Source organism: Bradyrhizobium sp. 23, from assembly GCF_023073295.1.
GTDB classification, from domain to species: Bacteria; Pseudomonadota; Alphaproteobacteria; order Rhizobiales; family Xanthobacteraceae; genus Bradyrhizobium; species Bradyrhizobium canariense_D.
This window is the reverse complement of sequence record NZ_JADPJF010000036.1, coordinates 1-20147: the sequence shown is the minus strand read 5'-3', so window position 1 is coordinate 20147 and position 20147 is coordinate 1. Positions and strand designations below refer to the sequence as shown.

The window sequence follows — 20147 nt, the reverse complement described above, 5'->3', positions numbered from 1 at the left end:
GCGCTCCCAGCGCAACCGGGCGAGTCGCAGAGGCGGCCAGCTACTAACTCGAGCTCGCGGCTCATCGTATGCATCGGCCTGCCCGCACATCGTGCTCCCGGTGCCTCTGTCCCGATGGTCGCACCATACGCCACGACGCAGAACACCGCAGCGGAACGTTGGCACCGAGAAATCTCATACCGGTTACCAACCCCATCGAAAGCACCTTCGCCACCGTTCGCCACCGCACCATCCGATCGAAGGGCTGCCTGTCCAACAAGACGGCACTCGCGATGGTCTTCAAGCTGCTCGAGGCCGCGCAGAGAAGCTGGCGTCGTCTCGATGGCCACAACCAGTTGCCAAAACTCGTTGTCGGTGTGACATTCAATGATGGGATCGAGGTCATCGCCAAGCCGACCGACCGTCAGCCCATAACCGCCGCCGCCTGACCGGCTCCGGCCGTCACCAAAATTTGGCGATAGCTCGCTCGCGCTGCGGCGACCGCGATCATGAGCGGCAATACTGCACAGTACACGCGAGTAGCGACAGCGGCCATCTACGCACGGTTTAGCTCACACATGAAAACACCGGTCCATTGAAGACAAGGTTGCACTCGGTCGCGCCATTTGCGAAGGCGAATTGATCGTGATCGCCGTCCGAGGGTGAGCGTGCTATTTCGCAAATGAAATCGGCGCGGCTGGCAACCACTCGTCGCAACGGCAATGCCGGAAAGTTCGACGTTGCCGTGGCTGAAGCGTTAGACCGCATTTCCCGTGATCTGGATGACCGTGCCGGCATTCACAAGCGGCTCAGCGTGACTGGCATCGAAATCCGTAGCGCGCGGGATGATTTGGCAGGCGATATCCACGTCGGCGTGACTCTACTTCAAAGCCATGCGGCGAGGTTGACGTCGTTTTCTCGACGAGCTCGGGTTGTCGGGGGCACTCGAAGGCAATCCTCGCACCGTCAATGTCAAACGCGCCCTGCAGGGGGCATTTCGCCGCTTCGAGAGTATTTATGGAGGAGCCCATTGAATTCGAGGTCTTTCAGGTAGGCGCCCGTTTGCCGCAAACGACCAGGGTACCGGCTAAAGCGCTGACCGCCATAGCAGAAGCGTAGGCGGTGTGAACCGCCCCGGGTCGCCGCCGCTTTTCCTGAAAAATCGCGATGGCAAGAGGCTCAACGTTGACTAAATCAAGACTTTTGCCGACGCGGCGCAGATCGCGAACAGGCTAGCGGATCCACAATTCCAGGCCCGTAGGGCGACTAACTGGAGCTTGCACATGGCGGCGCGCCAATCGACGACCGCGGCAAGCATTCGTAAAAGAAAAACTCCGGATAGGACGCTCATTGAGTCGAGACTGATTAGCTCTTCTTGGGGTGTGTTTCGCGCACGAATCACTCGCCCAGGCATTGTCGTTGGCGGTTGGCGGTGCTTGGCCATTCCCGATGTCTCGAGAGGAAACATGTGACGGCACTCACCTTATCGTGACATTTATTGCGAGCTGATCCTCGCTAAGTCGCTATACATTACTCCAATCCTGTTGATTAGCGGCGATGATGATGTTCCAGCTCGCTAAAGCAAATCCGACTTCAGGTTGCATCGCGACGTTTATCGTTTTTGAGAAGTCGGTCCCGCAAAACGAGTGATATAGCCCGTGTTAAACCGCAACGGGAACCGTTAAAGCGCATGGAGGATCGATCTCTCGCTCCGCGAGCAGTCGGCACCTGCTCCATCTGTGACAGACGAGTCAAACAGCCGCACACATTGAGGTGTCGACAACCCAAGGTAGAGTAACTTTTGATCCCACCGATTGGTTAGGACCACGAGCTATACATTTCGTCCTGACCACGCGATTGTACCCATTGCGAGGCGAGAGAAATCGTCTTCCTAAAAATAGCTCGGTGCCTGGCTCGCCGATAAAATGAACATTTCTCATCGTCGATGAGAAAGCTGGTTTGGTTTCATGGACTAGACATCGATTGACCGTATGATTGAGATGTAAGAGCGAGGTAATTCATCATGCTGCACGTCGATCCCGGCAGCGTTGTCGGCCTTTTCCGTCGTCTGATCGGAGCCGATGCAAGAGTGGCCCCTAGTCGCGACAGAGCGGGGCATATGATGATAGTGGTGCGTGCCGACGACCCGGCGTGGCTCTTTGTGGCGGCTGCTGGAGCACATTGCGGCCGAGTAGGATCCGTCAACAAGCCGATTTCCTTCTCCGCCATTAGTCTCGCGACCAAATATCGCGCAGCTTTGTTTTAGGCATCACGATAGTGAGAGCATGATCATGAGCAACGTGACGACCATGGATAATGTCATTCCGCGATCGGACATCGTCAAGTCCGCGGCCCGGCTTGGTGCCGAGATCAAGAACATCAAGCTATCGGACGGATTGTCCGACGAGGTCATCTGCGCCATTAGCCAGTTGCTTCTCGAGCACAAAGTCATCTTCTTCCGTGATCAGGGACATCTCGATGATGCCGAACAGCAGCGCTTTGCCCTCCGCCTCGGCTCTCTGATCCCGCGTACCACAAAGGGAACATCGACCCGGGACATGGCGCCGGGCCGCGGGAGCGGTCATGCCGACCAGACGCACATGGATGTCACCTTCGGTGACCCATGTCCGAAAATTTCGGTACTGCGCGGCGTCGTGGTCCCGCCTGATGGCGATGACATTATTTGGGCAAGCACTGCGGCGGCATATCTTGATCTTCCCGAGCCGCTGCGGATGCTGGCCAACAACCTCTGGGCGGTGCACTGCAGCGCCTATGACTGCACCGTGACCAGGCACGCCATCGAGACGGACACGCAGCAATTCGATGGTGTCTTCACCGGAACAATCTGCGAAACAGCGTGTCCGGTTGTTCGCGTTCATCCCGAGACGGGCGAGCGCTTGCTCGTGCTAGGACATTCTGTGCAGAATTTCGTTGGCCTGGGAAAATATGTCAGCCAGAAGCTGTTCGACCGGCTTCAATCCTACCTCACCGCGCGAGAAAATGCGGTGAGCTGGAGCTGGAAAGCGGGCGACGTTGTAATCTGGGATAACAGGGCGACCGAGCGTTACGCCGTCAAGAAATCCAGCGGCCGACATCGCGTGGAGAGGCGCATCGCTATCGATGAAGACATGCCGCTCAGTGTGGTTGGCCCTCGCGGCGGGTCGGCGCCAAGTCAAAGCCGCAAGCGACCAAGGCCGCCTAGTTTGCGTCCACTGATCTGGTCCAGCGCGACAGACGCAAGGGATTCGAAGTGTGCGTCGTAAGACCCTTGTGCGGTCGTTCTCGATCGATCAACGCTGGCCGACTGGGTTGTCATCATGGCCCCATGAATGGGTGCGCTGCCAGCGCCGTGAGGCGTCGGATAGGCAGCAGAGGCCCGCAGTAGCCCAAAACCAAGCCAGGCGAAGGCCTAACATCGAGTACCGGGAGGAAGGCGGTCTGACGGTCGTGACAAAAAATGCAGACGATGGATCTGACGCTTAGTGAAATCGCTCTCGAGCGCGAATCGTCAGCGCGCAAGCCGCAGCAGTTAAATTGCGAATGTCGAAGCTACCACAGCTAAAGGTGCGCGTTTCGATTCGAATCGCGCATTTCTAAAGGAAATCCGATGGCCAAGTACCTCCATTTCATTCGAAAAGTCGAACGCAAGATGACAACAACAAATGTACCGAGGGCAACAACATTGAACGGCAATGTCTCGCCACCGGCACCGACGGGCGGCCGCGATGCGAACATTGCGGTTGGGCACTCGTAAAGCCGCTGCGCGCTCAGTATTCGAAGGGGGTGATTAATGGCTAAAGCTCCGCCATTTCACTCAAAAAAGCAGAACGCAAGAAACGTTTGTCGCGATGGCATTGCGCCGAGGGCAACAAGATCAAACAGCAATATCGCGCGTCTGGCACTGGTGGGTACGTGCTGTGAGCATTGCAAGCCGCTTAAGCTAGAAGCACCCGCTACCCCGGTGCGAAGAACTAGCTTCGATCATGGTTTGATGCCGTTGAGCCGCAGTCGCCTGCTCGGCATGAAACCTAACGCCACCGCAAGATGTCGCTTATCGGCTATGAGCTGACCGGATACTTAGCCGTTCTGCTTAGTGCTGATTCCATCGCTACCGAGAGCGGAGCTAGTAAGGCCGAGCTAAATGCGATGTCCAACTTCCGAGCGCGCACCTATGCGCCTATACCTGACTTTCCGCTGGATATGTTGGTGCCGCCATATTAGAGCTTTGGCACTGCATTTTAGGTCGCAAGCCCAACGCGCGCAAAGGCATACTCCGTCCATTTTCCGTCCGCGCATGAAAGCCGGGCTTCTCGCCGTTAATTTCGAACGACGGCAGCTTGCTTCCAATACCAAGCATTTTGTCCTCACAAGCTTGCTTCGCGCTCGGGTAATAAGGCCAGCGTCGACGAAGAAAGCGATATGCCAATTGTTCTCAACGCCATAATGTCGCGAGTTTAAGAGGTGATGACCTACGCGGCCCCGCGAAGGCCCCAGTAGCCATTCATTTGTATGTTCATCCGGTGCAGCACAGGAGCCATTCATTTAACGTTTCCCGCGTTCATAATCTGGTTTTCGGACGATGGCACGGGCATTGCTAAGGCGAGAAAGTTAGTAACTGGAGCCAAAGGCGATCAAGTCCACAAACTGAGCGATGTCATCTGTCCGTCAGCGCCGCTGATTTTAGAGAGAGCGAACGTGGGCGGGAGCATCCGCGTAACTCCTTTATTGCGCTTCGGCGAACAACATGGTCTTTGCGGCACACCGCTTGCCTGCGGCAGACCGCCTGCCGCACGAGAGTGCTCGTGCGAAATCAGCGGAGCGAGGGATATGATAAGATGGAGAACATTCTGAAGATCATTGAAGGTAATAGTCGGCTTCAATCCTGTTCGCTGTTTGCCCAGGGCTGATAGAGTGACTAAAGCAACAAAGGAAGATGCTAGATGGCAATCGACTATCCCGCAGTACTCAAGTTGAAGAGCAAAAGAGCTCCATACTCTTGGACTGATCGCGAGGTGATGCTTTATGCGCTCGGCATCGGCATGGGCTCCGATCCTCTCAATGAAAGGGAGCTGCAATTTGTCAATGAAGCATTTGCAACGTCCAAGCCTCTGAAGGTAGTTCCCACCTTTGCGTCGGTTTGCGTCTGGGGGGCGAGCCCAGGATACATGGCTCTCAACCGAGTCTTGATCGTCGATGCCGAGCGGGACATCAGGTTTCACAAACCGATGCCTGTCGCAGCAAACGTCTCCGCGGAGGCGTGCGTGCGCGGCGTATACGATAAGGGCAAGGACAAAGGTGCCATCATTCAGAACGAGGTTGTGGTCAGAGATCGCGCGGGCGACAAGATTGCCACAATCGTATCGTCGACCTTTGCGAGAGGCGACGGCGGCTTTGACGGGCCATCGGCGGGAATGCCAGAGCCGCACCAGGTACCCCGCCGTACGCCGGACAGATCAGTTGAAATTCCGACCCGGCCTGACTCGGCACTGATTTACCGTCTGTCGGGTGATCGAAATCCTTTGCACACGGATCCAGAATTCGCGCGCCTGGCTGGGTTTCCCCGACCTATTCTCCACGGAATGTGTACATATGGCTTGACCTGCAGAGCCGTTCTGCAGACTTATGCCGATTACGATCCCTCTGCGTTCCATCGCCATCGCGCCCGCTTCTCTGCCCCGGTATTCCCTGGTGAGACCGTTACGATCCATTTATGGAAGGAGGGCAATTCGATTTCGTTCGAAGCTCAGGTTCGTGAGCGCCAAGTTACCGTCGCGAGGAATGGACAGGCAGTCCTAGGGTGAGCCGTGACGGGCTATAGCGCAGGCGCGAATACCTGCCACAGTATGGAACCGTTAACTATAAAGAACGCGAAGTCATTTACGAAGCGATGAGCATGAGCGGGCGGGTTTCACGCAACAATCGGGTACTTTCGCTCTTAACTGAGCGAGGATCTGCACCAGTCCGTGATAACTATATCCAGACACAAAATAGATACCTCTGAAGCACACCTTAAATCTTTCCGAATGAAAGGGCGGCGCACACGGCCAAAAAACCGGTGTGGCAAGCGAGTGTGCTTCGACTGAATCTTTCACATGACGTTCCGGGCAATGAAGCGAATTATCAACGATCTCCAAACAGGGGAATGGGTGAGCTTCGCGCCGCATATTTGCTGGATCTGACGCTCATTCCGTCAGGTCGGAGTGGACGACTTCCGAAAGCGCGCATCTCGGGAGTTTCTGCGACATCGACAATGCTCCCCTGACTGTCGGAGTTATCACATGATATCGAGGCTACAACACGTCCGCCCAGTCAATAGCCCGTTCTAAGTCCTGTTACCAATAAAGTCGGGTTCTCGCAAGTTGGCATAAGTCTTGAAGAGTCATCTACGCCAGTTGAAGGACGTTGATGGATCACTGGAGGATTGCCTGCTGGTTGCACGCAGTCCACGAAAAGCCAGAACTCGGATTAGCAAATTATAATGCGACGGAATTCGTAGCGGAGAAGTTGGCTTCGCTGAGACCACGCAAATCGAAACAGAAATAGCTCAAAGGGGTAACGTTGCATTGATCCCGGGAGTACGGATGTGGCCGCGCGAGCGGATTGAGAGCGAACATGGGCGCCTTGCCAATACTTGAAGCATTACACAAGCCGTGGACGTCGAAAGTATCGGGCAATATGCATGCATGTGGCCATTACGGTCAGACCGCGATGCTGCACGCCGTCACCATCAAAAACTCCGAGGAGACTAAGCTAGCGGTCAGGGCGCACACTGGTCCTGAACCCATAGATGAGAATATCAGGCCCCGGATTGGCTCGGGAGATTTTCACCTACATACTTCAGGCAAGGCGGGGTGCGTTTATCTTTCTTGGCAGGGGAGCCACTGCGGGCTTGCATCATCCAACACATGATTTCAATGACTCGGTCTTTCGCTATGGTATCGGTCATTGCTGAACTCGGACGATGTTGCCTTAGCTGCCTCTGGATCCGCAATCTGACGCTGTCACGCGCGTCAATGAGCGCAGTATCCAAGCAGCTCACCTCTGGTCATGTTCGCACCGGAAAAGTTCCAGCCATGGCTATCTGGTAAGCGCTGACGGATTGCGAAATTGTACAAGGGAGCCAGTTATGGACACAAAACTTTGGGATCTGCTTCCACCTGCGTGTCTTGCAAAAAGCACGCTGTGGATCGGCGGCGAATGGTACGAAGCGGCGGATTCTGGAACTTTCGCGGTCAGTAGCCCGATCGATGACAGCGCCTTGCTCCTCGCGTCGAGAGCGCAGGCGGCGGATGTGGATAGGGCTGTTCGGGCTGCAGGTGCGGCTGCTGCTTCGTGGGCCAACAATGGATCCATGCGCGCCGGAGTCATGCGCTCGATCGCCGACGAGATACGCGGTCACGCGCAGGAGCTCGGTGTTATCGAGACGCTGGACAGCGGCCGCCCAATCAGCGAGACGGCGGGCGCATCGATCGAGCATGCGGCCGGGCTGTTCGATTACTATGCTGGATTGGCTGACAAATTACACGGCAGCAGTGTGCCTATGGGAAACGAGGCTACCGCGATAGTCGAGCGGGAGCCGTTTGGTGTGATCGGCGCAATTTCGGCGTGGAACTATCCCCTGGAAAATGCCGCCACAAAGATCGCACCAATCATAGCTTGCGGTAACACGATGGTTCTTAAGCCGGCGGAGCAGAGCCCGCTAGTTACGCTTCTGCTAGCACAGCTGATGCAGAAGGCTGGACTACCCGATGGTGTCGCAAACATCATCACCGGTTTCGGACCAGAGGTAGGCACTCCGCTTATAACGCATCCACTAGTATCGAAGATTAGCTTCACTGGATCGACCGCGACGGGACGCCGCGTAGCGGCGGCTGCTGGAGAGGCGCTCAAGAGCGTTGTTCTCGAGCTCGGCGGGAAATCACCAATGCTCGTGTTCGGCGACGCCGATCTGTCGCGTGCAGCATCCGCTGCTGTATTCAGCGCCTTCAAGAATGCTGGACAGACCTGCACAAGTTGCGCGCGCGTACTCGTCGTCAGGCCGATACTCGATCACTTCACCGCACTCTGCCGTGCCGCAGCGGAAAATCTCCGTGTCGGAGACCCCTTCGATCCGACAACCCAGATCGGCCCTATCATCTCCGCTAAGCAACTTGCGCGCGTACGACAGCTGATGAGCGGGTTGGGGAGGGCTCAGGATTGCCATCCAGGCTTTCATCCGGTGCCTGGTGGACATTTCTTCCCGCCGACCATCGTGACGAAATTTGCGCCGGACAGTGATTTTGCCCGACAGGAAATATTTGGACCAGTGATGGCGCTGCATGCGTTTGACACCGACGAAGAAGCTTGGCAGCTTGCGAACGACACGGAATATGGCTTGGCCGCCTCAGTATGGACCTCGTCGATTCATCGTGCCGAGCAGGCACGCCGCTTGCTTGTGAGTGGCATCGTGTGGATCAATTGCGTCCATACGCTGTCCGCCGGTACGCCGCTCGGCGGCCACAAGGCAAGCGGGATCGGAAGCGAGTATGGACTCGAGGCTGCCGAACAGTACATGAAGACGAAGACGACTGTGACTATGTCCAAAGGATGGAATAGTCCTTTCGCCTGATAATTGCTGCGCTAAAAGGCCCGAGAGCTTCTAAAGGTTGTTTCACTATGGTCAGCTCGCTTCCAGAGTAGAATTGCGGTGTGCTGCTCGCGGGAACGGCGTTGCTTCGATTCGTAATAGTACTATGGAGGTCGTACGCGTCTCCTTCGGAGACATCTTGCGAAGATGCGCGGCCGGCGGCCGCCCTCAACCGAAGCGACGTAGCGTGGGTGCCGAGTTTCGTAAAGCTGCTTCGCCGCAGGGAGGCGCAAGCTCCAACGTCGACGAGGAGCGCTTCGGGTCATCGTCTTGGACATAATGGTACAACGAGCTGCAGTCAGTTCATCCGCAAGAACAAGCCAGCGATATCCGAACACCAACCTCGTGGTGCTTACGGCTTAAGCACCGTGGATTTCATGGCACATACAGCATCTGGCCGAGCCGTCGTTGTCGTGAGCCTCACACCACTCGAGTCTAGTGACTTACTGTACTGCGCGGTGTTGAGGCTTCGGCCTCTTTAGTCGTCCGTGAAGAATGCAGATCAGTCTGAGAGATAAGCAGAAGTTGTCAGGATAAAGTATTGGATTTTGCAGGAAAGCGGGGTTGTTGGGCCTCGCCTTCTTGCGTTTTAGGATTTTGCTTTCGAGCGATTCGTGATTCCCTGACGGCGGGTTCATCGGCATTGGGGAAGGCGATGAGCAAACCGCGGGATGAACGCCAGAAAGACCTGTTGCTTCCGGCGCTTGATCAAATCATCGACATGGGCCACCCGCTGGTGCGGTTGGCGGCGCTGATCGACCGGAAGTTTCTGTATGATCGCTTTGGTTCGGTGTGCCAAACCGGTCCGGGGCACCCTGGCCTGCCGACGCGGCTTGTCGCCGGCCTGTTTATTCTGAAGCACATGCACAATCTCTCGAATGAGGTGCCGTGCGCCCGCTGGATCGAGAACCCCTATTACCGTGTGCCTCGTAGCTGGTGCGTATCTGCCAGCACAACTGTGTTGAAGATGGGAGTTGGCCTCCCGGAGCCGGCCTGCAGGGGGAGGCTTCAAACCACTCCAGGCTGCTGCGTTTAAGAGGCGTGGTGGTGAGCGCTGGAGAAAAGGCGGCGAGCTACGCCGTCAGGTGAGTGATGAGAAGATGAGCGCAAGCGAACCGCCGATGACGCATCGAAATGGGTCCAGACGCTGTCAAAACGGGCATGGGGTTAATGATGCTCGGAAGGGTGTGGGCGACACCTGCTTACGGTCCATGCGGCAGCCGGTGTAGGCGGCATGATCTCATCACAGGCTTCAATCCGGAACGAGGGAACCTGGCTCGGGGTGTTAAGGGAAATCCGCAAGTGGCGCACACCACGAGGGAGAATACCAATACCCGAGACAGGGGCGGAGCAGCCTGTAGTAGCGTTGAAGTGGCTGTAATGGCCATGGACCGAAGCGGCTGCCTTGCCCTGTCCGACCTCGGGCGCCAACCGGCTTTGTCGGAAGGAGCGTCATGACGTCGGACAAACCGTTGCCCATCACCAAGCGTATGGTCTGGGAGGCCTACCAGCTGGTGGCAGGGAATGGAAAGGCGGCGGGCGTCGATCAGAGTCTGGATGAATTTGCGCAGGACCTTGGAAACAACCTCTACAAGCTCTGGAATCGCTTGGCGTCGGGCAGCTACTTCCCGCCAGCGGTAAGGCGCGTGGAGATTCCCAAGGCCAACGGCGGCATCCGTCCTCTGGGCATTCCGACGGTCGCGGACCGCGTCGGACAGATGGTGGTCAAGCAGTATCTGGAACCGGGGTTGGATCAAGTGTTTGACCCCGACTCCTATGACTATCGGCCTGGAAAATCAGCGCATCAGGCGATCGAGCAAACGCGCAAGCGATGCTGGGACTATGACTGGGCTTTGGACCTCGACATCAAAGGCTTTTTCGATACGATCGATCATGCCCTTCTGGTAAGAGCGCTTCGGAAGCACTGTCAGGAGCCCTGGGTTTTGCTCTACGTCGAACGATGGCTGAAGGCTCCGGTAGAGATGCCCGATGGGACTATCCAGAAACGGGAAACCGGAACACCGCAAGGTGGAGTGGTAAGCCCGCTGCTGGCGAATCTTTTTCTGCATTACAGCTTCGATGCATGGATGCGTCGGGCGTTTCCGCGCATTCCGTCCGAACGCTATGCCGATGATGCAATCTGCCATTGCCGAACACGGCAAGAAGCAGAACATCTGAAGGCAGCGTTGGAAAAAAGAGATTGGCCGACTGTCATCTGACGCTACACCCGCAGAAAACCCAAGCGGTTTACTGCAAGGACAGTAATCGACGTGGGACACATCCGCAGATCCACTTCACCTTCCTTGGCGTCACCTTCCGGCCCTGCATGGCGAAGAATCGTTGGGGCAAGCTCTTCACGTGCTTCCTTCCCGCAGTTAGTCCGCAGGCGCTCGAGCGCATGCGGGAGCGGATAAGGAGCTGGCGCTTGCCACAGCACGCGCCACTTCCGTTGGTTGATGTAGCCCGAATACTCAATCCAGTCCTTCAGGGGTGGTGGCAGTATTACGGGCGTTTCTATCCAACGGAGATGTCGAAGCTGTTCACGTACTTTGATGAACGTCTCGGAGCCTGGCTCCGACGGAAGTACAAGTCGCTCAGGAGGCACCGGGGACGGAGCTTGCGGCGGCTGAACAGTATCGCGAAGCGCAATCCCTCATTCTTCGTCCATTGGGCGCGCCTTGGTCACGCAACGGTTGGGTAACAAGAAGCCGGATGCTGCGGGAGTATCACGTCCGGTTCTGTGAGGGGCTGAGGGTGAAACTCCCTCGGCCCACTCGACAATACTTCTGGGGCGAGTTGAGCTTCTGCCACCGGCTGCCGTTCGATCGATCGTCGATGACGCGCTGGCGCCAGCGGATCGGCGAGGAAAGCTCGTGGCGCTGATCCAGGAAAGCCTGTCGGTGGCGCACAAGCGCGCCATCGGTCCCAAGGATCTTGAGCGAGTGGTGGTCGATACCACGCTGCAGCTCAAGGCCGTTGCGCACCCGACTGCGCGGCGGCGATCAGGGTGAGACGTCAGCGACAATCAGGATGAGACTGCGCCGATGGGGACGGACCGAAGGGAGGGCGTAGCCCGACCGGAGGACCGTCCCCATCGGCGTCGCGTTTTTCAGACCCGTCTGGCGGCCGGGTGCGGCTGGTGCAAGCTGTTGATTCGTCTCGACAAGAGGGGATCGACGCCTTGCCTGGCCTTCACATCACCGACCACCAGATGAGGCTGTACATGACCTACCGACTGACTTTGTCCCCCGAGGCCGCTGCGGCCAAGGCGGGGTTCTCGAAAGCGAGTGCGTATCGGATCGAGGGCGATGATTTGCGCCTGCCATCACAGAAGAAGGCGCCGAGGGGCCGGCGACGGTCCGATCCGCTCGATCCCTATTGGGACGCCGAGATCCTCCCGATCCTGAAGGCTGCGCCCGGCATCCGCGTGATCGGCGTGCTGGACGAACTGCGCCGCCGGCATCCCGACCTCAACCCCAACATCCGACGCACGCTGGAACGGCGCATCAATGCCTGGCGGGCGCTCAACGGCCCTGAACAGGACGTGATCTTCCGCCAGGAGCACGAGCCCGGCCGTCTGGGTCTGTCCGACTTCACCGACACAAGCGCGCTCGGCATTACCATCGCGGGTGAGGCGCTCGGTCACCGGCTCTATCACTTCCGGTTGGCGTTCTCCGGCTTCGAGCATGCCCATGTCGTACTCGGCGGCGAAAGCTTTGTAGCCCTGGCCGAGGGTTTGCAGAACGCCCTGTGGGCGCTCGGCGGCGTTCCGCGGGAGCATCGCAGCGACAGCCTGTCGGCAGCATTCCGCAATCTGGCAGCCGACGCGCGGGAGGATCTGACACAGCGCTACGCCGCGCTGATGGGCCACTACGGCATGGCGCCAACGCGCAACAATGCGGGCATCGCACACGAGAACGGCTCGATCGAGAGTGCGCACGGTCATCTCAAGCGAGCACTGGAGGATGCGCTGTTGCTGCGGGGCACGCGCGACTTCGCCAGCCTCGATGCCTACCGGGCTTTTGTCGACGAGATTGTCGGCCGACGCAACGCCAACCTCGCCAAGCGGATTGCGCTTGAGAAAGAAGCACTGGCGCCGCTGCCGAAAGGTCGCACGACCGACTTCGAGGAGAAGGTGATTCCGGTGACGTCGTCGGGCGGCTTCATTTTGAGACGCGTGTTCTACACCGTGCCTTCAAGACTGATTGGTCATCGCCTGCGTGTGCGCATCTTCGACGATCGGATCGAATGCTTCCTCGGCGTCACGCCGGTCGTGACGCTGCGGCGTGGTCGGCCTGTGTCGGAGAGCCGCGGCGGGCATGTTATCGATTACCGGCACGTCATCCACGCCCTGCGCCGCAAGTCGATGGCGCTCGTGAACCTCGTCTATCGCGACCAGCTCTTCCCGCGCGCCGCTTACAAACGACTGTTTGAGACCTTGCGGGAACGCGGTGACGATCGGCGCGCCTGCAAGGTGACGGTCAAGCTTCTGGCGCTGGCCCACGAGCGAGCCTGCGAAGCCGAACTCGCCAAGGCGATCGCGATCGACCTCGATGCCGGACAGTTACCCGATCTTGCGGCATTGCGCGATCGCTTCCGACCCGAGGCGGCCTCGATCCCGAGTGTCGCCGTCAAGCTGGCGCCGCTCGACGTCTACGACGAGCTGGCTTCCGTCAACATCGTGTCGGCCCACTCCAGCCAGGGAGAGGCGGCATGACCAGCATAGCAACGTCCATCGATGCCGCCCGCGTCGAGTTGCTGCTCAATGAGCTGCGCCTGCCCGGCGTCAAGGCGATCTGGCCGAAGCTCGCCGCGCAATCGGACAAGGAAGGCTGGCCTGCCGCCCGCTTCCTCGCCGCACTCGCCGAGCACGAGGCAGCCGATCGCAGCCGCCGCCGCATCGAGCGACACATGGTGGAAGCGCGTTTGCCCGCAGGCAAGACGCTCGCGTCGTTCGACTTCGAAAGCGTGCCGGTGCTGTCAAAGGCGCAGGTGATGGCGCTCGCAGCCGGCGACGTCTGGTTGAAGACCGGCGCCAATCTGCTGCTGTTCGGTCCCCCCGGCGGCGGCAAGACCCATCTCGGCGCAGCGATCGGCCTTGCTCTCGTCGAGGACGGCTGGCGCGTGCTCTTCGCACGCACCACCGATCTGGTGCAGCGGCTGCAGGTGGCGCGGCTAACTGGCGCTGGAGTCCGCGATCGCCAAACTCGACCGCTACGACCTCCTGATCCTCGACGACATCACATATGTGAGCAAAGATCAGGCGGAGACCAGCGTACTGTTCGAGCTGATCGCCGCCCGCTACGAGCGACGCTCGCTGCTGATCACGGCCAATCAGCCGTTCGGCGAGTGGGGGCGTATCTTCCCAGATCAAGCAATGACGCTCGCGGCCGTCGATCGCCTGGTGCACCACGCCACGATCCTCGAGATGAACGTCGAGAGCTACCGTCGAAAAGCTGCACTCGATCGCAAGCGCGGTCCAGGCCGGCCGCCCGTCCACGTCACGCCAAACGAACTCGACAAAGCGATGATTGACGCTGGCAATGCCGCTTGATTGTCGCGCAGCGTCAATCAAAGCTTGCCAAACCCGCGGCCGGCGTCAATTATCTTCTGACTCGGCCGCCTCGTCTCATGTTGATTGACGCGCCGCTCTCATCCTGATTGTCGCGCTATACCCGACCGCCGCTCGGCTGATGCATCGCGCCATTACCAAGCTCGTGGGGCTCGCCAAGCGCAATTATGTGCCGCTGCGCCAGAGCTATCTGCGCCTGGCGAAGCGCGCCGCCATCATGGTCGGCCGCTATACCCACGCCCACCAGTTCAAACGCGCCCGGCGCCAGCTCAAGTTCCTGGGGACGCGGCTTGGCCGGATCATCCGCGCCGTCCGCCGCAAGATTGATGGCAATGCGGCGCTGGAAGCTCGCTTCGCCCCGCTGCTTGATCTGGCACAGCGGGTGCGCGCCCAGGATCAGCACGAGCGCGGCCCCAAGGTCTACGCGTTACATGCGCCAGAGGTCGAGTGCATCGGCAAGGGGAAAGCCCGCGCATCTTACGAGTTCGGCTGCAAGGTCAGTATCGTCCCCCGTGACCTCCCCAAAGGGTAGACGTTCGTGCTCCCTGCCAAGGCATTGCATGGCAATCCCTTCGATGGGCACACCCTCGGCCCCGTGATCTCCGATAGAGAGCTCACCGGCGTGGAGGCTCGCCGCATCCACGTTGACAAAGGGTATCGCGGCCACAACCATCCGCACCGGTTCAGGGTCTGGATCTCGGGCCAGGTCCGTCGCGTCGCAGCTTCGATGCGTCGCGAGATGAAGCATCGCGCGGCTATCGAGCCCGTCATCGGCCACGTCACGGCCGAGCACCGCATGGACCGCAACTACCTCAAGGGGCCGCCTCGGCGACCGCATCAACGCCGTCCTCGCAGCAGCCGGCTACAACTTCGGTCTGCTCCTGCGATGGCTCGCAGCACTCTTGCGTGCCATCATCCGGGCGCTTGCCGAAACTGTCCCGGCCTAAAAGATCGTTCTAAATGACCGCTCGTCCGCGTTCTTCACGGACGACTCGATATCGGAGCCATGAAAACGAGCTCGGACCGTGGGGCATCGCATGTGTGACCTATTCAATCCGAGTGGTTCGCTAAGGTCTATGCGCAGATAATCCGTGATGAGCTCGTCGGGCCAGCGCCAGGCGCTGATCTATTTCCACCAATCTTGTCGTATCCACGACAACACCGCAGACGGTTTACAGCAGTCGGCTGTGCCGTTCGCGGCCAAGCCGGGCGAGTTCTACCGGTAAGCCATCTGGTTCGCGTCAGCTTTGATGATTGGCACGGCGGTTGCTGGGCGTCACCGGTGATACGAGGCCTATCCATGAAACTCAGCGCCAACAGCCGTCCTCCCGTTTCCAAGCGTTTCGCATTAGCGCTCGGAGCCGACGAAATCCGCTCCGTCAGCACAATGAAGCTCACTGAAGCGGCGCATAGCGTTCAGATGAGGCAACTCGCACTAGTTCGTACGGTCCGCCGTTCCAGGGTGCTTCCCGACCCGTTGTTCGAATTGTCTTGCAACATTGAAGGCAGACAAGCGGATCTGATGCAGAAAGACGCCGAAGAAGAGAAGTTAGCCGGGAGCGCGTGCGACAGCGTACCTCTCGCAGCCGGCATAAAATTTGTGGAGATTGACGATCGCGGACGCCAAGCCTGCTTCACCGGCATGGACCAAGGCGAGATAACTGGCGGATTCAGCCTCGTCAGAGCCATCACGGCTCTCATGCCAGCCGGTAGGGCGAGCGTCCGCTTGTCTGATGGAAGCGAAGTTCTCGTTTCAAGCCGGTCGGACGTGAGACCGACGGATTATCGCCGTCCAAGAAATGACAGATGCGCAAGGATACCGGCGGGCGTGGGTTGGGTCTTCCATCGGTTGATCCATCGACAGCCGCGATCTGTATCCGGCCGACGGCCGGCAGCGTCAATCGTCGTCTTCTGCCTCCGGCAAGCTGGCGGCTACTCTTCGGCGCAGTGGCTGAATGGCTGCCTCTGACGAATAAAGTGCAACCAGGAGAACACTACAATGACTAACCTGAATCCCGCAAATGACGTCATTCCGCCTGCGGCCATTGCCAAGTGTACAGCGCGTATCGGCGCTGAAATCAGGAATGTCCGGCTATCCGGCGATTTGTCCGATCAAACAATCGCCGCGATTAACAGCGCGCTACTCGAGCACAAGGTCATCTTCTTTCGCGACCAACGTCATCTCGACGATGCTGAGCAGGAGCGCTTCGCGGACCGTTTGGGACAACTTGCGCCGCATCCAACGTTAGGTGTCATCAAAGGAACCGCATCCATTATCGAGCTTGATTCCGCACGTGGCGGAAGTCGGGCCGATTTTTGGCATACCGATGTGACCTTTGTCGACACCTATCCAAAGATTGCGGTGCTAAGGGGGATTGTAATCCCTCCATTCGGCGGTGACACCGTTTGGTCAAACACCGCGGCTGCCTATCTCGATTTGCCGCCGCCGCTGCAACGGCTCGCCGACGAACTCTGGGCCGTTCACACCAATGCCTACGACTATGGCGTAATGGGGCGCGCCAGCGAGGCCGATAAGAGGCATTTTGAGGAGGTATACACCAGAACGGTCTACGAGACTGAGCATCCGGTCGTGCGTGTTCACCCCGAGACGGGAGAACGCGCGCTGGTGCTGGGCGACTTGGTTCAGCGTTTTGTTGGCATCCCGAAATATGATGGGCAGAAGCTGTTCGATCTATTTCAGTCTCACGTCACAGCGCCCGAGAATACTGTACGCTGGAACTGGAGGGAAGGCGATGTTGCGATTTGGGACAATCGTGCCACGCAACACTATGCAGTCAATGACTACGAGGACCAGCATCGCGTCGTTCGTCGCGCCGCGATCAGTGGTGACGTTCCCATAAGCGTCGACGGGCGAACCAGCGTAACGCGTATCAGGGGTAGCAAGCAGCCGCCGTCGAAAGTCGGGTAGCCGCGCGTGGTCTATCGGCGACACGGCGCGTGCCACCGGCACCCATCAGCGGTTCGCGCCAAGAGCGTCCATGAGGATCAATTGCAAGGCCGTCCCTTCTGCCGAAAGTCGCGGCGGGCGCGATTCGCGGCAGCGAACCGATGTGTCGGCAGCGGAAAACAAATTCAAGTTTCCGTCCGACGGGATTCGGTGAGAAAGGCAACACGAGAGAGGGCTGCTGTGCTCCCGTTAGAAACAGACCGTTTTAATGAGCATTCGTATCCGGAACTCAATCGCGCGTCGCAGGCACTTCCTGCAGTCCAGCCGACACGGTCCTTCCTCATTGGCTGGTACCTCTCTCTGTGTGTCTCCCAGACCTGCTTGTTCGCGCCGCCTATCCGATTCCTCTCATTTTTCTGCTGCGGTTCGCTGCTCAGCGCTCTTCCGAGTTAGAACGTAGGGGAAGCGTCAGTGGACACTCGTAGACGAACTCCAATCACACAAAGGCCGCCCGATACAAGTTTGCGGCAGCTCTTACACGTGTTACTCGCCCATTTGTGGCGTGACTGAATCTACGCTCGGCATACATTGCTATCGAAGCGACACAGGGCGGAATACGGGCAAGACCGATGAAGATCACAGCCGTACGGACGCACATTCTCCAAGCCTCGTTATCTCATCCCTTCGCCTGTGCGCGAGCCTGGTGTGACATGCGAACGGCCATGCTGGTCGAGATCGAGACGGATCAAGGCCTCGTCGGTTGGGGTGAGTGCTGCGGGCCCGCGCGGATTACAGCGGCCGTGGTTGAAACCATTACGCCGTGGCTGATCGGGGAGGATCCGTTACGCATTGAATGCTTGTGGCAGATGGTCTATGGACGGCTGCGTGATCACGGTCAGAAGGGCGTTGTGATCCAGGGCTTAAGCGGTATCGACGTGGCCCTATGGGACATCATGGGCAAACGATTCGGGGTTCCAGTCTATCAATTGCTCGGCGGTGCACAGCGGACGCAGGTCGGCAGCTATGCGACCGGCCTGTACCGACGCGAGGCTGGCGACCCGATCCGGTATCTTGCCGAAGAAGCTTCAAACTACGTCGCCGAAGGTTTTCCTGCAGTGAAGCTCAGAGTTGGTTTCGGTGAGTATGAGGATGCGGCCGTCACGAGAGCGGTGCGCGAAGCGATCGGACCGCGCATAACACTGATGGTGGATGCCAACCACGCCTATGATAGCGTCGCTGCGATCCGCTTGGGGCGTATGATCGAACAATACGACATCGGTTGGTTTGAGGAGCCAGTATCGCCAGAGGATATCAACGGCTATCGCGCGGTCAAGTCGGCGATCGCAATCCCAATCGCCGGTGGCGAATGCGAGTTTACCCGCTTCGGGTTTCGCAATCTGTTCAACTCGCATGCGCTCGACATTGTCCAACCAGATACTTGTGCCGCGGGCGGCCTCACCGAATGCAAGAAGATCGCCGACATGGCGGACGCTTTCGGAAAGCGCTATAATCCGCATGTCTGGGGCACTGGGGTTGCAATTGCAGCCTCCCTCCAGCTGCTTGCGGTTCTGCCGCCGCATGCGCATCCGTCGCTCAGACCTACCGCTCCAATATTGGAATTCGATCGCACCGAGCACCCGATCCGGCAGGCGATTTTGGTTGAGCCGATCGAGCACGTTCGCGGCGTCGTCCGTGTACCCGACGGGCCGGGGCTCGGAATCGAGGTTGATCGCAAGGCGCTGACGCGATTTGCCGTGAGGTGATCCGTCAGGGGCCGTAAGTGGCGGATGGTGTTGTTTGGTGGGGGGCGGCATGAGCGCGTGCCTTCGATCACATGTCGGCGATGATGAGAAATTGCACGTTTCCGCGCTGCCCGACGCTCGGCGCTGCACGTACCGTGCTTGGTAACTGACTCCGAACAAAGTGAATACACGTCAATGTCCGAAAATATGATCGACTTACTCGCTGTCTTTGACCTTGAACCCATAGAGGTTAATCTGTTTCGCGGAATCAATCCGAGCTCCGGTTCGCCGTGGGTATTCGGAGGCCAGATAATTGGGCAGTCGATGGTGGCAGCAACCCGCAGGGTTGATAGCCGCCTGCCGCATTCGCTGCACTGTCATTTCATCCGGGCCGGTGACCCGCGGGCGTCGATCGTTTACCAAGTCGAGTGCCTGCATGACGACGACTGCAGTTCGATACGGCGCGTCACGGGGATCCAGCATGGTGACGCGATCTTCTCCACAATGATTTCGTTCACTGACGAACAGAAGGGAATATTCGATTTTCAGCATAAGATGGACAACGTTCCTGCGCCGGAGAAGCTTACCACTGAACAGTTGTCCAGGCAGAAGATGGGATACGAAGCGCCGGATTTCATCCGCCGCCGCTATGCTATTGAGATGCGGCCTGTCGAGATCGGCCGCTATTTCGGTAAAAAGGTCGATGATGGCCGTACTCACATCTGGATCAAAATCGCCACCAGACTGCCCGAGGACCGGGCACTGCACATGTGCGCGCTGGCCTATGCGTCCGATTACTCCCTGCTGGATACTGTAATGGCGCGCTATGGCCGTGCGCCATTCGACAAGCAAATGATGCCAGCAAGCCTGGATCACGCGATGTGGTTTCACCGCCCGTTCCGCGCTGACGATTGGCTGCTTTGTGCGCAAGATTCGCCGAGCGCACAAGACGGTCGAGGCCTCGCACGAGGATTGATCTATAAACGTGATGGAACGCTGATCGCATCGATCGCGCAGGAGGGATCAGTGCGCAAGCGCCGCCGAGCCTAAAGGCACGTATACACGCGATGATAGTTTTTCGAGGACGCCCTACCAAAAGGAGTGGACACAATAAGCGAGGTTTCGGGCTCGTCGTTGTAGTGTTCAGCCGTGTCCGATTGAAAACATCTATGTGCGGGGTCTGACAGCAAGGTGCGAATATTCCACTGGTCCGGCATAGAGCACACCGAACTAGGATTCAGACTCAATTGATCCAATAAGCGACGAGAGCGGCGAGGTGGACGGCGGCCAAGAAGTTTCTGGCAAGTTTGTCGTAGCGAG

The 20147-nt window shown here is 58.4% G+C and carries 10 protein-coding genes and 6 pseudogenes; all 16 read left to right on the top strand.

Going from position 1 to position 20147, the window contains the following annotated elements:
* Positions 1-185 precede the first annotated feature (185 nt).
* Positions 186-428 (top strand): annotated as a pseudogene (locus IVB32_RS05940) (IS256 family transposase); the annotation flags it as partial.
* Between the two features lie 1574 nt (positions 429-2002).
* Positions 2003-2245 (top strand): hypothetical protein, encoded by a 243-nt coding sequence (locus IVB32_RS05935; protein WP_247409990.1) that lies wholly within the window; start codon positions 2003-2005, stop codon positions 2243-2245.
* A 25-nt stretch (positions 2246-2270) separates the two neighbouring features.
* Positions 2271-3242 (top strand): TauD/TfdA family dioxygenase, encoded by a 972-nt coding sequence (locus tag IVB32_RS05930; protein WP_247409989.1) that lies wholly within the window; start codon positions 2271-2273, stop codon positions 3240-3242.
* A 1677-nt stretch (positions 3243-4919) separates the two neighbouring features.
* Positions 4920-5780 (top strand): MaoC/PaaZ C-terminal domain-containing protein, encoded by an 861-nt coding sequence (locus IVB32_RS05925; protein WP_247409987.1) that lies wholly within the window; start codon positions 4920-4922, stop codon positions 5778-5780.
* 604 nt (positions 5781-6384) lie between these two features.
* A pseudogene (locus IVB32_RS05920) lies at positions 6385-6693 on the top strand (amidohydrolase); the annotation flags it as partial.
* A 412-nt stretch (positions 6694-7105) separates the two neighbouring features.
* Entirely contained in the window at positions 7106-8587 is a 1482-nt protein-coding gene (locus IVB32_RS05915) for an aldehyde dehydrogenase family protein (protein WP_247409985.1), read from the top strand.
* 673 nt (positions 8588-9260) lie between these two features.
* Positions 9261-9524: pseudogene (locus tag IVB32_RS05910) on the top strand (IS5/IS1182 family transposase); the annotation flags it as partial.
* 535 nt (positions 9525-10059) lie between these two features.
* The gene (gene ltrA, locus IVB32_RS43000; protein WP_346731089.1) at positions 10060-10824 is read left to right on the top strand and encodes a group II intron reverse transcriptase/maturase; all 765 of its coding nucleotides are present in this window, start codon (positions 10060-10062) and stop codon (positions 10822-10824) included.
* A 107-nt stretch (positions 10825-10931) separates the two neighbouring features.
* Positions 10932-11306 (top strand): group II intron maturase-specific domain-containing protein, encoded by a 375-nt coding sequence (locus IVB32_RS42995; protein WP_346731090.1) that lies wholly within the window; start codon positions 10932-10934, stop codon positions 11304-11306.
* 77 nt (positions 11307-11383) lie between these two features.
* Positions 11384-11595: pseudogene (locus IVB32_RS05900) on the top strand (IS5/IS1182 family transposase); the annotation flags it as partial.
* Between the two features lie 221 nt (positions 11596-11816).
* Positions 11817-13322 (top strand): IS21 family transposase, encoded by a 1506-nt coding sequence (istA, locus tag IVB32_RS05895; protein ID WP_247409992.1) that lies wholly within the window; start codon positions 11817-11819, stop codon positions 13320-13322.
* Positions 13319-14159 (top strand): annotated as a pseudogene (istB, locus tag IVB32_RS05890) (IS21-like element helper ATPase IstB). The gene istA and the pseudogene istB overlap by 4 nt, the downstream one beginning before the upstream one ends.
* Positions 14160-14277: 118 nt before the next feature.
* Positions 14278-15124: pseudogene (locus IVB32_RS05885) on the top strand (IS5/IS1182 family transposase); the annotation flags it as partial.
* A gap of 1052 nt (positions 15125-16176) precedes the next feature.
* Positions 16177-17106: a TauD/TfdA family dioxygenase gene (locus IVB32_RS05880; protein WP_247409983.1), complete on the top strand. Its 930-nt coding sequence runs from the start codon at positions 16177-16179 to the stop codon at positions 17104-17106.
* A 608-nt stretch (positions 17107-17714) separates the two neighbouring features.
* Entirely contained in the window at positions 17715-18848 is a 1134-nt protein-coding gene (locus IVB32_RS05875) for a mandelate racemase/muconate lactonizing enzyme family protein (RefSeq protein WP_247409981.1), read from the top strand.
* A 174-nt stretch (positions 18849-19022) separates the two neighbouring features.
* Positions 19023-19877 carry an acyl-CoA thioesterase II gene (locus tag IVB32_RS05870; RefSeq protein WP_247409979.1) on the top strand — a complete coding sequence of 285 codons (855 nt, stop codon included), beginning with the start codon at positions 19023-19025 and terminating at the stop codon, positions 19875-19877.
* Positions 19878-20147: the final 270 nt, after the last annotated feature.

Coding starts and splice junctions, on each gene's coding strand:
- IVB32_RS05935 (WP_247409990.1), top strand. CDS start 2,003: ATGCTGCACGTCGATCCCGGCAGCGTTGTCGGCCTTTTCCGTCGTCTG.
- IVB32_RS05930 (WP_247409989.1), top strand. CDS start 2,271: ATGAGCAACGTGACGACCATGGATAATGTCATTCCGCGATCGGACATC.
- IVB32_RS05925 (WP_247409987.1), top strand. CDS start 4,920: ATGGCAATCGACTATCCCGCAGTACTCAAGTTGAAGAGCAAAAGAGCT.
- IVB32_RS05915 (WP_247409985.1), top strand. CDS start 7,106: ATGGACACAAAACTTTGGGATCTGCTTCCACCTGCGTGTCTTGCAAAA.
- ltrA (WP_346731089.1), top strand. CDS start 10,060: ATGACGTCGGACAAACCGTTGCCCATCACCAAGCGTATGGTCTGGGAG.
- IVB32_RS42995 (WP_346731090.1), top strand. CDS start 10,932: ATGGCGAAGAATCGTTGGGGCAAGCTCTTCACGTGCTTCCTTCCCGCA.
- istA (WP_247409992.1), top strand. CDS start 11,817: ATGAGGCTGTACATGACCTACCGACTGACTTTGTCCCCCGAGGCCGCT.
- IVB32_RS05880 (WP_247409983.1), top strand. CDS start 16,177: ATGACTAACCTGAATCCCGCAAATGACGTCATTCCGCCTGCGGCCATT.
- IVB32_RS05875 (WP_247409981.1), top strand. CDS start 17,715: ATGAAGATCACAGCCGTACGGACGCACATTCTCCAAGCCTCGTTATCT.
- IVB32_RS05870 (WP_247409979.1), top strand. CDS start 19,023: ATGTCCGAAAATATGATCGACTTACTCGCTGTCTTTGACCTTGAACCC.